The following is a 13,152-nucleotide window of genomic DNA, read 5'->3' as shown; positions in this document are numbered from 1 at the left end:
TTCCCTCGTGTGCGGCGACGCGGCCGCCCCTCATGCCTGTGGTTCGAACAATGCTGCAGCGCGAAAGGTTCCGCGCTGCCGGCGGCTCAATCGGCGAGCGCCTTGTTGATCTCCTCGACCATCTTCTTGGCGTCGGCCAGCAGCATCATCGTCTGGTCCATGTAGAACACGTCGTTGTCCACGCCGGAGTAGCCGACCCCGCCCATGCTGCGCTTGATGAACATCACCGTCTTGGCGCGGTCCACGTCGAACACCGGCATGCCGTAGATCGGGCTGGACTTGTCGGTCTTGGCGGCTGGGTTGACCACGTCGTTCGCACCGATGACGAACGCGACGTCAGCCTGTGCGAACTCGTGGTTGATGTCCTCCAGCTCGAAGACATCGTCATAAGGCACGTTCGCTTCGGCCAACAGCACGTTCATGTGCCCCGGCATGCGCCCGGCGACCGGATGGATGGCGTACTTGACGTTGACCCCGTGCTCCTTGAGCTGGTCTCCCATCTCGCGCAGAACGTGCTGCGCCTGGGCCACGGCCATGCCGTAACCGGGGATGATGATGACGTTCTCGGCTTCCTTGAGCAGGAATGCCGCATCCTCGGCGCTGCCGCGCTTCCATGGCCGGTCGACTTTGGCCGCATCCCCGCCGCCGCTCGAATCCGCGCCAAAGCCGCCGGCTATCACGCTGATGAAGCTGCGATTCATCGCCCGGCACATGATGTAGCTGAGGATCGCGCCGGAACTGCCGACCAGCGCCCCGGTGACGATCATCGCGGTGTTGTGCAGCGTGAAGCCCATCGCCGCCGCCGCCCAGCCGGAGTAGGAATTGAGCATCGACACGACGACCGGCATGTCCGCCCCGCCGATCGGGATGATCAGCAGGAAGCCGATCGCGAATGCCAGCGCGACGATGGCCCAAAAGGTCCAGCCCTCGCCCGGCCCGGCGTCACCGGAGAGCGCATAGAGAGCCGTCAGCACGACGATGGCAGCCAGGGTTCCGAGGTTGATCGCATGCCGCGCCGGCAGCAGGATCGGCTTGCCGCTCATGTTGCCGTTGAGCTTGGCGAAGGCGATCACCGATCCGGAGAAGGTGATCGCGCCGATCGCCGCGCCGAGCGCCATCTCGATCCGGCTGACCACCAGGATGTTGCCGTCGAGCCCGAGGATGGCGAACGCATCCGGGTTGAGGAACGCCGCCGCCGCGACCAGCACCGCGGCCAGGCCAACCAGCGAGTGGAACGCCGCGACGAGCTGCGGCATCGCCGTCATCGCGATGCGCCGGGCGATCACGAAGCCGATCGTGCCGCCGATGGCGATGGCGACGAGGATTTCGCCGAGCGTGGCAAGCTCGTGCGTGACCAGCGTCGTCACGACGGCGATCATCATGCCGGCCATGCCGAAGCGGTTGCCCGCGCGGCTCGTCGCCGGGGACGAAAGCCCGCGCAGCGCCAGAATGAACAGCACGCCCGCCACGAGATAGGCCGCCGCGACCCACGGGTTCACCGCATGCGCGGCATCGGCCGCGAGCGAGAGGTCGGCCGTGTCGACCGGCTGCATCGCCATCACTTGCCCTCACCTTTGGGAGCCGGCCGCTCCTTCTTCTTGTACATCGCCAGCATCCGCGCGGTGACCGCGAAGCCGCCGAAGATGTTCACGCTCGCCAGCACGACCCCGAGCAGCCCGAGCCACTTCGCCGCCGGCACCCCAGCCGCCGCAGCAGCGATCAGCGCGCCGACGATGATCACCGAACTGATCGCGTTGGTCACCGCCATCAGCGGCGTATGCAGCGCCGGCGTGACCGACCAGACGACATAGTAGCCCACGAAGCAGGCGAGCACGAAGATCGACAGAATGCTGATGAAGTCCATTAGCTGGTGGCTCCGGGATATCGGCCTCTAGGGGCGGGCGCGTCTGAGCGGCAGGGCGACGCATTGGAACTGGCCCTGAAAAATCCTCCCCCTCTGGGGGAGGTGGCAGCCGCGTCAGCGGCTGACGGTGGGGGCGCCTCGGCGCAATAGCGGACAATGGCTTCCGCCGCCGCGTCGACATCGCGCAACACCTCGGCCGCCGGGATTCGAAGCACGTCGATACCCTGCTGCCGCAGCCAGGCATCGCGTTTCGCGTCGCGATCGGGCCGAGAGCCCATGTCATGCGCGATGCCGTCGATCTCGATTGCGATGCGCTTGGACGCGCAGAAGAAGTCGATCACATAGTCGCCCAGCGGATGCTGGCTGCGGAACTTCATGCCCATCGGCTTGCCGCGGAGGCGGTTCCACAGGAGCACCTCGGGAAGGCTCATCTCCTGACGTAGCTTTTTCGCTCGCTCAATAGCTTCTGGCGAATGATCTTCCATTCAGGCCCCCTCCGTCAGCGCTTCGCGCTGCCACCTCCCCCAAAGGGGGAGGATTTTAGGCCCGCCCCCACCCTTCACCCCTTCAGCCGCTCGCTGACGACCTGACCGCCTCGCGTCAGCCGCACGGCGTCGCCGATTTCCTCGTCCAGGACCGGCCTGCCCTGCTCCGCATCCCAGAAGGCGGAGAGGAAGTTGTAGAGGTTGCGGGCGAACAGTGCGGAGGCGTCGGCGGCGAGGTGGGCGGCGGTGTTGGAGTAGCCGATGATCTTGACGCCGTGCCGCTCGACCACCTCATCGGGCGCGGAGCCTTCGACGTTGCCGCCGTGCGCCACGGCGAGGTCGAAGATCACGCTGCCGGGCTTCATCGTGGCGATCTGCCCGTCGGTGACAAGGCGCGGAGCAGCCCGGCCCGGGATCAGCGCGGTGGTGATGACGATGTCCTGCTTGGCGATATGGCTGGAGACCAGCTCGGCCTGGGCCTTTTGGTATTCCTCGCTCATCTCAGTGGCATAGCCGCCGCTGCCTTCGCCCTCGATCCCGGCGACTTCCTCGACGAACACCGGCTTCGCGCCGAGCGACTGGATCTGCTCCTTCGTGGCGCTGCGCACGTCGGTAGCCGAGACTTGCGCTCCGAGCCGCTTGGCTGTCGCGATCGCCTGGAGCCCGGCAACGCCCACGCCCATCACGAAGACCCGCGCGGCGGTGATCGTACCAGCGGCTGTCATCATCATAGGGAACGCGCGGCCATAGGCATTCGCGGCGGCGATCACCGCCTTGTAGCCGGCGAGGTTCGACTGGCTGGAGAGCACGTCCATCGACTGCGCACGGGTTATGCGCGGCATGAACTCCATCGCCAGCGCCTCGAAGCCCGCTGCGGCGTAGGCATCGACCCGCGCGCGGTTGCCGAACGGATCGAAGCCGGCCGCCACCAGGGCGCCTTTGCGGGCCGTCGCGAGCGCCGCCGGATCGGGCGCCTGCACGCCGAGCACGATGTCGGCATCCCTGACCACCGCCTCCGCCGGGCCGACCTCCGCGCCGGCTTCGCGATAGGCTTCGTCGGATACGCCGGCGCCTTCGCCCGCACCGGCTTCCACAGCCAGCACGCCACCCAGTGCGCTGAATTTCTTGACTGTTTCCGGGGTAGCGGCAACACGGTGCTCACCCGCGGCCCTTTCCTTCAGAACCGCGATCCGCATCCTTGCCCCTCCCCCCTTCGAGCGTTCAGGAGATCAGAAAGATCACGAAGAGGGCAATGATCGCAATCAGTGGGACCGACCACTTGAGCATGCTGATGAACCCGCCATAGGTCTTTTCCGCCGCCTTCATGTCGTTTGCCGAAGCCATTTTTCCGCCACTTCCTGTCTGATTGGTACCGTGCCGCAAGCTCTATCTCCCGCGGCCGGCGTTCTCAAGCCCCGAGCCTGTGGACGGACGCTTAATCGGCTCTTTACCGATCACCGTTAGTCCCGCCGCTGTGGAACATATCTCAACACCAGAAAGCAGGGAGCGAATGGCCGAGCAGGAACAGCGCAGTCTGATGCTGATCGACGACGAACCGGCACAAGGGCGGCTGATCACGGCGATCGTCTCCCGCGAGGGCTGGCGCGTACACGTGGTGAAGGATGCCGAGACGGCCATCGCAATGCTGGGCACCCGCGATGGAATGCAGCTCAACGCCATCATCCTCGACCAGTGGCTGCCGGGCGACGACGCCTGCGCGCTGATTGCCGAGCTCAAGAGCCGCCGCCCCGCCCTGCCCATCCTGATGCTCACCACCAGCGCCTCCCCCCTCCTCGCGGTCGAAGCCATGCGGGCCGGCGCGACGGATTACCTGGTCAAGCCCGTGGCACCTGACCGCCTGATGCAGGCGCTGCGCCACGCGACCACGCGCGAAGCGCCGAAGGACGAGCTCACCCCGCTGGCCGAGAAGATGAGCTCCAGCCTCGATTTCGATTCGATGATCGGCACGGCACCGCCGTTCCGCGCCGCCTTGGCGAAGGCCGCCAAGGCGGCCCGCGGCCATGGCGCGGTGCTGATCGAAGGACCGAGCGGCACCGGCAAGGAAATGCTCGTCCGCGCCATGCATGGCGCCTCCCCGCGCTCGAAGGCTCCCTTCCGGATCATCAACGTCCGCTCGGTGCCTTCCGCCTCTCTCGAATCGGTCCTGTTCGGCCATGAGAAAGACGCCTTCCCTGGCGCCTTCGACCGGCAGACCGGCGTGCTCGAAAGCTTCGACGGCGGGACCCTCGTGTTCGACGAAATCGACCGGCTCTCGCCCAAGCTGCAGGCCCGCCTTGCCGAAGCGCTCACCAAGCGCACGGTGCGGCCGATCGGCGCGCAGCACAGCTTCAAGATCGACTTGCGCGTCATCGCCACCAGCAACGCCCCGCTTGCCGAGCTCGCTGCCGCCGGAAAGTTCGACGAAGACCTGCTAAGGGCGCTTTCCGGCACGCGCATCGTCCTCCCGCCGCTGCGCGAACGGGCGAGCGACATCCCCTCGCTCGCGCGCCATTTCCTCGCCCGCATCGGCGAGCAACCGGGCCTGCGGGAACTCGGCATAACGGACGCGGCGCTCAAGCTCCTCGCCGCGTATCACTGGCCGGGCAACGTCCGCCAGTTGCAGGCCGTTCTGTTCCGTTCGGCCGTGTTCTGCGACGGCGACGCGCTGACCTGCGACGATTTCCCGCAACTGCGCGAGATGGTCGGCGGGGAGGAAGCCGAGGATACGGCAAGCCCGATGCAGGACGGCGTCGGCGTGCAGCTCTACACCGCCGACGGCAACTTGCGCCCGCTGGAGGAGATCGAGGCCGACGTAATCCGCCTGGCCATCGGCCACTACCGCGGACGCATGACCGAAGTCGCCCGCCGCCTCGGCATCGGCCGCTCGACCCTCTACCGCAAGCTCGGCGACCTCGGGATCGAGAACGCCGCCTGAGGGCGTTAAACCTAACGGGAGTCGACCTGTCTCTAGGCAAGCCGCCTTGCGGCCGTTAGCCCTGGGGCCATGACCGACTTTGCTGGAAACACCGCCCTCGTCACCGGCGCCGCCTCCGGGATCGGTGCGGCGGCGGTGCGCTGGCTCGCCCGCAACGGCGCAGTCCGGTTGATCCTGATCGATCGCGACGAGGGCGGACTCGATCGGCTCGCCGTCGAGTGCGCGGTTACACACTTCGTCGGCGACGTCGCCGACCCGGCACTCTGGGAGCGGGTGGAGGCGGAAGCCGGTCCGCTCGACTGCGCCGTGCTCAACGCCGGCGTTTCATCCGGCGGCCCGATTGCCGACCTGCCGTTCGAGGAATGGCGCCGCGTCCTGGCGGTCAATCTCGACGGCACGTTCCTGTCGCTGCGCACGGCGATGCGGCTGCTGCGGGATGGCGGCTCGGCCGTCCTGACCGCCTCCGTGTCCGGCCAAAAGGCGGAGCCCGGCACCGCCGCGTATGGCGCTTCAAAGGCCGGCGTGATCCAGCTCGCCAAAGTCGCGGCCAAAGAGGGCGCGGCGCGCGGCATTCGGGTCAACGCCATAGCGCCGGGCGGCGTCGACACGCCGATCTGGGACGACGTGCCGTTCTTCCAGGACCTCGTGGCGCAGCACGAAGGCGACCGCGACGCGGCGCTTGCGGCGATGGCCGGGATGGCCACCCCGCTTGGCCGCTACGCCTCGGCCGACGAGGTCGCCGCGCAGATCGGCTTCCTCCTGTCCGGCGCCGCGGCGACGATCACAGGGGCGGTGCTGGTGAGCGACGGGGGCTATTCGCTGTAAGGCGGAATGCAGCCGCCGCGCGGACCTTTCCTTTCGGGAAGGGGTTGAGACCCCGAACGAAAGGAGACTTCATCATGTTGCTCAAGCTCGCCGCACTCGGGGCCCTCGGCTATGCCGGGTACAAGTATCTCGAGAAGAACCAGGGCGGCTCCGCCATGCCGCGGCGGACCGAGGATGCACCCCGGCTGGCCGGGGGGCCGCTCAGCAGCGATGCCCGGCTCCAGCATACGCCTGACGCCCCGGCGATGTGATCAGTCCGCGGCGAGCCCGCTGAAATCCGTCAGCGCGGCATCCCGTAGGCCCCGCCAGACGTTGCGCGCCTGCACCGTGTCGTACACGTCGTGGACGCGCAGCATCTGGTAGCCGGCATCCATCCCGCGCTGCGCCAGCGCCACACTTCCGCCGAGGCGCCGGTGGGCCGGGGCCTCGTTGCTGAGCGCGCCGATCATCCGCTTGCGGCTGACGCCGAGCAACAGCGGCTGGCCAAGCGCATGGAACAGCGGCAGCGCGTTCAGCAGCGCGAGGTTGTCGGCCAGCGACTTGCCGAAGCCGAGCCCCGGATCGAGGATCACGTTCGCCCGCTTGATCCCGGCGGCGATCGCCCGGTCGCGCGCGGCGGCGAGCCAGTCGAAGACGTCGAACACCACGTTGTCGTAAGCCGCTCCGGCGTGCAGGTCCTCGCCCTCGCCCGGCGCATGCATCAGGATCACCGGCTTGCCGCTGGCGGCGGCGAATTCGAGGCTGCGGGGATCGTGCCGCAAGGCTGAGACATCGTTGATGATGTGCGCGCCGGCTGCCAGCGCGGCTTCCATCACCGCCGGACGGCGGGTGTCGACGCTGACCGCCGCGCCCATGGCGACACAGCGCTCCACCGCCGGAACGACGCGCTTGATCTCGTCGCCCTCCCACACCGCCGCGGCGCCGGGGCGGGTGCTCTCGCCGCCGATGTCGATGATCGCCGCTCCGGCCTCGTGCATCGCCGCGGCGTGGGAATGAGCCTCCTCCGGATCGTCGAGGAACTTGCCGCCGTCGGAGAAGCTGTCAGGCGTGACGTTGAGGATGCCCATCACCTGCGGCTGGTCCAGCCGGATCGTGCGCTCGCCGAGCGAGAGTGGCGGGTGCGCCATGCGGAGGTTGCCCCACTGCGCTTCGGCCTCGGGCCCGAGCTCGCCCGGCAGGCCGGCGAGGACTTCGGCGATTGTTTCCGGCGTAGCGATCGCGCGTTCGGCTATCCGGCCGTCGCGGCGGATCACGATGGCGAATTCGCGGGCGTAGACCATTCCGCCGGCCAGTGGGATGGCATCTCCCTGGAACGCCTGGGGTGAGGGCGCGAACGTCAGCGGCTGGATGTAGATCTTGTCTGGCAAAGCAAGGGGCCCTCATCTGCGGCTACGTGGTTTGCGCCCGCAGCCCTCATCCAACTCCGACTAAGCCACTTCGTGGCTAAGTCTCCGTATCCTTCTCCCACCAGTGGGAGAAGAAGTAGTTGCGCCGCTTCCACCTTCCTCTTTAAACAATGGGCGCAAGATCAGTGGCGCCGCTCCTTCCCTCTCCCACCAATGGGCGCAAGATCAGTGGCGCCGCTCCGTTCCTTCTCCCGCCGATGGGCGCAAGATCAGTGGCGCCGTTCGATTCCTTCTCCCACTCGTGGGAGAAGGATAGCGCAGCTTACCCGCGAAGCGGGTTAGCGAAGCTTGGATGAGGGCCCGCCGCCGCCCTCGCCTCGCCTCAGTCCTCCACCGCCAGCAGATAAAGCTGCCGCAGCGCATCGAGCGGCTTCACCTCGCCCTCGTGCTCCAGGTGCCAGAAGGTCCAGCCGTTGCAGCTCGGCGCGCCTTGCAGGGTCTTGCCAACGTGGTGGATCGAGCCGGTCTCGGCCCCGCTTATGATCGAACCGTCGGCGCGGACCGAGGCGGTCCAGCGGCGCTGCCGGTCGAACAGCTCCGCGCCGGGGGCGAGCAGGCCCGCCTCGACCAGCGCGCCGAATGCGACCCGCGGCTGGCCCTTGCGGCTCTGCATCGTCTCGAGCGCGCTCTCGTCGAGCGGCAGTTCCTTCTCGATCCGCTTGAGCGCGACCTTGCGGTAGCCTTCCTCGCGCTCGCAGCCGATCCACTGGCGGCCGAGGCGCTTGGCGACCGCGCCGGTGGTGCCGGTGCCGAAGAACGGGTCGAGCACGACGTCGCCCTTCTCGGTGGTGGCCAGCAGCACGCGGTAGAGCAGCGCTTCGGGCTTCTGCGTCGGGTGGGCCTTGTGGCCGTTCTCCTTGAGCCGTTCCTGCCCGCCGCAGACCGGGATCACCCAGTCGCTGCGCATCTGCAGCTCGTCGTTGAGCGTCTTCATCGCGCGGTAGTTGAAGTGGTAGCGCGCCTTCTCCCCGGTGCTCGCCCACAGCAGGGTCTCGTGCGCGTTGGTGAAGCGGGTGCCGCGGAAGTTCGGCATCGGGTTGGTCTTGCGCCAGACGATGTCGTTGAGCAGCCAGAAGCCGAGATCCTGCAGGATCGCGCCGACGCGGTAGATGTTGTGGTAGCTGCCGATCACCCAAAGCGCCCCGTCGGGCTTGAGCACGCGGCGCGCCTCGGCCAGCCACTCGCGGGTGAACTTGTCATAGGCGGCGAAGCTGGCGAACTGGTCCCAGTGATCGGTCACGGCGTCGACATGGCTGCCGTCCGGGCGGTTGAGGTCGCCTCCGAGCTGCAAGTTGTAGGGCGGATCGGCGAACACCAGGTCGACGCTGGCGGTCGGCAGCGAACGCATCGCGGCTACGCAGTCGCCGGGCAGGATACGGCCTAGGGGCAGCTCGCGAGGTTCGTCCACCGCCGGCGCCGCCGCGGCGCGGATTTTCGTAAGCGTGCCCATGTCCGTCCCTTGTTCCCCTGAGTTGTCCACAGGGTGAGTCCAGCCGAGTCCGCCGTCAAGCGGCAAGTTCGCGGCAGGACCCGCTTAGCGGAACAAGGTTAAGGCGGAACGAAAGGAGCCTGCCACATCATCTTGAGTCCCCTCGCCTTTCAGGGACTCGATATCTGGTGGTGTGGCGCGAAAGACTCGTTCAGGCGGCGAAGAGATCGGCTTGCGCCACCGGAGCGAAGCTCTTGCGGTGGAGCGGGCTCGGCCCATGCCGGCGGAGCGCCTCAAGGTGGTCGGGCGTGCCGTAGCCTTTGTTGCGCTCCCACCCGTAATGCGGGTGCGCCTCATGGTATTCCCGCATCAATCGGTCGCGGTGCTCCTTGGCGATGATCGAGGCGGCCGAGATTGCCGGCTCCAGCGCGTCGCCGCCGACGATCGGGCGCGCCGGCCAGCGCCATTCCGGGCGGCGCCCGTGCGGGGTCAGGTTGCCGTCGACCAGCGCCTGCGTGCAGTCCACCCCGAGCGCCTCGCACAGGCGGTGCATCGCCAGGGTCATCGCCAGCATGGTCGCGCCGAAGATGTTGAGCCGGTCGATCTCCTCGACTTCGACCACGCCGATACCGAAGGCGCAGCGGCGGCGGATGCGTTCGTCCAGCAGGGCGCGCCTATCGGCGGTCAGCTTCTTGGAATCGTCGAGCCCCGACGGTCGCGGCTTGCAGAGCACCACGGCTGCTGCAACAACCGGCCCGGCCAGCGGCCCGCGGCCCGCCTCGTCCACACCGGCGACGAGCAGGTGCGGAGCCCAGCCGGCGCAGAATTCAGGTGATGGCGTTCCGGAGAGCATGTTCATGAGAATCTCGACCCTTGCCCTATCGCTTTCCGCATTGGTGACCGCAAGCTGCGGCAGCGCCCAATCCGGGGATAGCGCCGCGGAACCTGCACGCACCGGCGTCGCGGCGAGCGAGAGCGCCGGGCCGTTCGCGATTACCCCGCGCGGCACGTTCGAAGAGCCCTGGGGCATCATTTTCGCCCCGGGCACGGAGGTGCTGTTCATCACCGAAAAGGCCGGGACGATGAAGTTCGTCGACCTGCCGAGCGGACGGGTGGGTACGGTCAGCGGCCTGCCGGAAGTCGCCTATGGCGGCCAGGGCGGATTGGGCGACGTCGCGTTCCTCGAATCCGAGGCGTCGGCCACGCTCGACCGGCGGACGATCTACCTGACCTGGGCGGCCGCTGTCGGAGATGAGCGGCGCGCGGAGTTGGGTCGCGGAACCCTGGTCTGCGAGGAGGCCGACGCCTGCCGCATCGAAGGCCTGCAGGTGATCTGGCGCCAGCAGCCGGCCATCAAGAGCCCCGGCCACTTCTCGCACCGCATCGAGTTCTCGCCCGACGGCAAGTACCTGTTCCTCGGATCGGGCGAGCGCATGCAGGGCGATCCGGCGCAGGGCCTCGACAACAACCTCGGCAAAGTGCTGCGACTCAACCTCGACGGTACGCCGGCGGAGGGCAACCCGTTCGCCGACCGCGGCGGGGTGTCGCGCGAGATCTGGAGCTACGGCCACCGCAACGTCGCCGGCCTGCAGTTCGATCCTAACGGTCAGCTATGGGACCTCGAGCACGGCCCGCGCGGCGGCGACGAGCTCAACAGGGTAGAGCCGGGCAACAACTACGGCTGGCCGGTCCGGTCCAACGGCGACAACTACAACGGCGACCCGATCCCCGATCATTCGGCGGACGACGGCTTCGCCAAGTCGGCGATCGGCTGGACCCCGGTGATCGCGCCGGGCGACTTCATCTTCTACTCCGGCAAGCTGTGGCCGGAGTGGCGCGGCCACGCGCTGATCGCCGGCCTCGGCTCGCAGTCGCTCGTGCGCGTCAGCCTCAGCGGCGAGCAGGGCACCGAGGAAGGCCGCACCAAGTTCGGCAAGCGCCTGCGCGACATCGTCGAGGCGCCGGACGGCTCGGTCTACGTCGTGGAAGACGGCAAAGGCGGCCGCCTGCTGCAACTGACGCCGGCGGGCCGATAGCCCACAACGTCCCGCACCCCGTCACCCTGAACTCGTTTCAGAACCCATTTCACCGCCGCCGCGGAGCTCGCATAGGCGTGGCCACGCGGCCACCGAGCTCCGGCGCGCGTTGCGGGATGGATGCTGAAACGAGTTCAGCATGACGAAGCGGGGGTGCATCGCGCCACACCCTTCCTTCGTCACCCTGAACTTGTTTCAGGGCCCATTTCACCGCCGCCGCGGAGCTCGCATAGGCGTGCCCACCCGGCCACCGGGCTCCGGCGCGGGTTGCGGGAGGGATGCTGAAACGAGTTCAGCATGACAGGTTGGGGTGAGATGGACCGACGAAGGCGGAGCAATGACCGATTGCCACGCTGCCCGCCCGCCCTTATCGGCGCGCACCCATGGCTGAGCCGACTCGCACGCTGATCCCGCTCGAGAATGTCGAGAGCGCGATGATCGAACAGGTGCTCGACCGCGCCTTCGGTCCCGATCGCCACGGCCGAACCGCCTACAAGATCCGCGAAGGTACCGACTGGCTTCCGGCGCTCAGCTTCGCGGCGCTGGACGAGGACCAGATGCTCGCCGCAACGATCCAGGCCTGGCCGGTGGCGCTGACCGATCCGGCCGGGCGCGCGCACCCGATGATCATGGTCGGGCCCATTGCCGTGCTGCCGGAGAACCAGGACCAGGGCTATGGCCGCGCGCTGATTGCCGCACTCACTGCCGGGCTCGAGCCGCAGGCGCCGCTGCCGCAAGTGCTGATCGGCGACACCGCCTATTACGAGCGCTTCGGCTTCACCAATGCCTACACCGGCGGCTGGCGCTGCCCGGGCCCATGGGACCCGGCCCGCCTGATGGTCCGCTGCGCCAATCCCGCGGTCCTGCCGCGCGAAGGCATGCTGGGGCCTTGGCGGCCCTAGCGCGATCTGGCATCGCTCTTTCGGCGATGCCCTACGATCCGCTCCCCGACCTTGCAGGAATGTCGCTTGCGGAGATCGCCGCGGCGGTCGAGGCGCGCAAGCTGCCGCCGGTGGAGCAGTGGGCCCCCAGCGACACCGCCGACAGCCACATGCGCATCGCCGCCGACGGAACCTGGTTCCACGAAGGCCGCCCAATCGCGCGCCCGGCGATGGTCCGCGCTTTCGCTTCGCTACTGACGCGCGACCAGGACGGGCAGCACTGGCTGGTGACGCCCGAATGCAAGCAGTCGATCGCGGTGGAGGATGCCGCCTTCGTCGCGATCGAGATGAGCGCACAGGGCGATGCGCTGGCCTTCCGCCTGAACACCGACGAGCTGGTCCTGGCCGGCCCGGAACACCCGCTGCGCGCGGCCGGCGATCCCGACGTGCCGGCGCTCTACCTCGCCGTCCGCCGCGGCTGCGAGGCGCGGCTCAACCGGTCGACATATCTCCAGCTGATCGAGCACGCGCTGGCCGCAGGCGGCGACCTCTCCGTCGTCAGCCAGGGCGCCCGGTTCGCGTTGGAGCCGGCATGAGCGAGCTGTTCGACCGGTTGCAACGGCTGTTCCACGAAGGCCACGGCGTCGAGGTGCCGGACTTGCGCGACGATGCCCGCTTCGCCCCGCCCGAAGTCCGCCCCGCCGCCGTGCTGATCGCGGTGACCGACCGCGCCGAGCCTGGCGTGCTGCTCACTCACCGGCCCGAGACGATGCGCGCGCATCCCGGCCAGGTCGCCTTCCCCGGCGGCAAGATCGATCCCGGCGAGGACGCGGTCGAGGCCGCCTTGCGCGAGGCGCAGGAAGAGCTCGGCATCGACCCCGGCCACGTCCGCGTGATCGGCGCCAGCGACAGGTTCGTCACCGGATCGGGCTACGACGTGACTCCGGTGCTGGCCCTGATCCCGCCCGACCTGCCGATCGTGCCCGCTCCGCACGAAGTCTCCGCCTGGTTCGAAGCGCCGCTGCGCTACATCCTCGACAGCGCCAACCACGTGCAGAAGATCGGCGTGTTTCGCGGGTACGAGCGGCCATACCTGGAGATCGAGTGGCAGGGCCACCGCATCTGGGGCGTGACCGCCGCGATCATCCACAACCTCTCGCGCCGCCTTGCGTGGCAGGAGGTGGTGAATGGATAGCGCCCGCGCACACCTCTCATCCGTTCGCCCTGAGCTTGTCGAAGGGCAGTCTTTCCTTGCTAGCGCCGTGCCCAAAGGCAAAGCGGTCCTTCGACA

The 13,152-nt window shown here is 68.1% G+C and carries 15 protein-coding genes; 7 read left to right on the top strand and 8 right to left on the bottom strand.

All coding sequences use genetic code 11. The annotated features are described in order from the left end of the window. Positions 1-86: 86 nt before the first annotated feature. The 5 genes from GRI75_RS13890 to GRI75_RS13870 all read right to left on the bottom strand — a co-directional run bounded on the left by GRI75_RS13890 (position 87) and on the right by GRI75_RS13870 (position 3,693). On the bottom strand, positions 87-1,559 hold the full coding sequence (locus GRI75_RS13890) for an NAD(P)(+) transhydrogenase (Re/Si-specific) subunit beta (RefSeq protein ID WP_160747600.1): 1,473 nt from the start codon (positions 1,557-1,559) through the stop codon (positions 87-89). Then, a complete protein-coding gene (locus tag GRI75_RS13885; protein WP_160747599.1) occupies positions 1,559-1,864 on the bottom strand; it encodes an NAD(P) transhydrogenase subunit alpha in 306 nt (101 codons plus the stop codon). The genes GRI75_RS13890 and GRI75_RS13885 overlap by 1 nt, the downstream gene beginning before the upstream one ends. Continuing rightward, a complete protein-coding gene (locus GRI75_RS13880) occupies positions 1,864-2,349 on the bottom strand; it encodes an endonuclease domain-containing protein (RefSeq protein ID WP_160747598.1) in 486 nt (161 codons plus the stop codon). The genes GRI75_RS13885 and GRI75_RS13880 overlap by 1 nt, the downstream gene beginning before the upstream one ends. A gap of 74 nt (positions 2,350-2,423) precedes the next feature. Further along, the gene (locus GRI75_RS13875) at positions 2,424-3,545 is read right to left on the bottom strand and encodes an NAD(P) transhydrogenase subunit alpha (RefSeq protein WP_160747597.1); all 1,122 of its coding nucleotides are present in this window, start codon (positions 3,543-3,545) and stop codon (positions 2,424-2,426) included. Positions 3,546-3,570: 25 nt separating this feature from the next. After that, complete coding sequence (locus GRI75_RS13870) at positions 3,571-3,693, bottom strand: aa3-type cytochrome c oxidase subunit IV (protein WP_160747596.1); 123 nt, start codon at positions 3,691-3,693, stop codon at positions 3,571-3,573. 166 nt (positions 3,694-3,859) lie between these two features. Between GRI75_RS13870 and GRI75_RS13865 the strand changes: the two genes are divergently transcribed. The 3 genes from GRI75_RS13865 to GRI75_RS13855 all read left to right on the top strand — a co-directional run bounded on the left by GRI75_RS13865 (position 3,860) and on the right by GRI75_RS13855 (position 6,360). Then, on the top strand, positions 3,860-5,284 hold the full coding sequence (locus GRI75_RS13865; RefSeq protein ID WP_160747595.1) for a sigma-54-dependent transcriptional regulator: 1,425 nt from the start codon (positions 3,860-3,862) through the stop codon (positions 5,282-5,284). Between the two features lie 69 nt (positions 5,285-5,353). Continuing rightward, positions 5,354-6,109 carry an SDR family NAD(P)-dependent oxidoreductase gene (locus GRI75_RS13860; protein WP_160747594.1) on the top strand — a complete coding sequence of 252 codons (756 nt, stop codon included), beginning with the start codon at positions 5,354-5,356 and terminating at the stop codon, positions 6,107-6,109. Positions 6,110-6,183: 74 nt separating this feature from the next. Next, positions 6,184-6,360, top strand: a complete 177-nt coding sequence (locus tag GRI75_RS13855) for a hypothetical protein (RefSeq protein ID WP_160747593.1) — start codon at positions 6,184-6,186, stop codon at positions 6,358-6,360. On the opposite strand, the gene folP is transcribed toward GRI75_RS13855, so the two are convergent. The 3 genes from folP to GRI75_RS13840 form a co-directional block, all read right to left on the bottom strand. Next, positions 6,361-7,476, bottom strand: coding sequence for a dihydropteroate synthase (gene folP / locus GRI75_RS13850; RefSeq protein ID WP_160747592.1), 1,116 nt, complete (start codon positions 7,474-7,476; stop codon positions 6,361-6,363). A gap of 361 nt (positions 7,477-7,837) precedes the next feature. Beyond that, positions 7,838-8,965, bottom strand: a complete 1,128-nt coding sequence (locus tag GRI75_RS13845) for a site-specific DNA-methyltransferase (RefSeq protein ID WP_160747591.1) — start codon at positions 8,963-8,965, stop codon at positions 7,838-7,840. Positions 8,966-9,155: 190 nt separating this feature from the next. Then, positions 9,156-9,797: a ribonuclease HII gene (locus GRI75_RS13840; RefSeq protein ID WP_160747627.1), complete on the bottom strand. Its 642-nt coding sequence runs from the start codon at positions 9,795-9,797 to the stop codon at positions 9,156-9,158. Positions 9,798-9,801: 4 nt separating this feature from the next. Here GRI75_RS13840 and GRI75_RS13835 point away from each other — a divergent pair, with 4 nt between their 5' ends. From GRI75_RS13835 to GRI75_RS13820, 4 genes are all read left to right on the top strand, one after another. Further along, complete coding sequence (locus GRI75_RS13835; protein WP_328597993.1) at positions 9,802-10,980, top strand: PQQ-dependent sugar dehydrogenase; 1,179 nt, start codon at positions 9,802-9,804, stop codon at positions 10,978-10,980. 383 nt (positions 10,981-11,363) lie between these two features. Then, positions 11,364-11,882, top strand: coding sequence for a GNAT family N-acetyltransferase (locus tag GRI75_RS13830; protein WP_160747589.1), 519 nt, complete (start codon positions 11,364-11,366; stop codon positions 11,880-11,882). Positions 11,883-11,908: 26 nt separating this feature from the next. Then, entirely contained in the window at positions 11,909-12,457 is a 549-nt protein-coding gene (locus tag GRI75_RS13825) for a DUF1285 domain-containing protein (protein WP_160747588.1), read from the top strand. Then, entirely contained in the window at positions 12,454-13,056 is a 603-nt protein-coding gene (locus GRI75_RS13820; RefSeq protein WP_160747587.1) for a CoA pyrophosphatase, read from the top strand. The genes GRI75_RS13825 and GRI75_RS13820 overlap by 4 nt, the downstream gene beginning before the upstream one ends. Positions 13,057-13,152 lie beyond the last annotated feature (96 nt).

Origin of the sequence: Croceibacterium soli (genome assembly GCF_009828065.1) — a bacterium.
Lineage (GTDB): Bacteria > Pseudomonadota > Alphaproteobacteria > Sphingomonadales > Sphingomonadaceae > Croceibacterium_B > Croceibacterium_B soli.
This window is presented reverse-complemented; position numbering and strand designations above follow the sequence as displayed.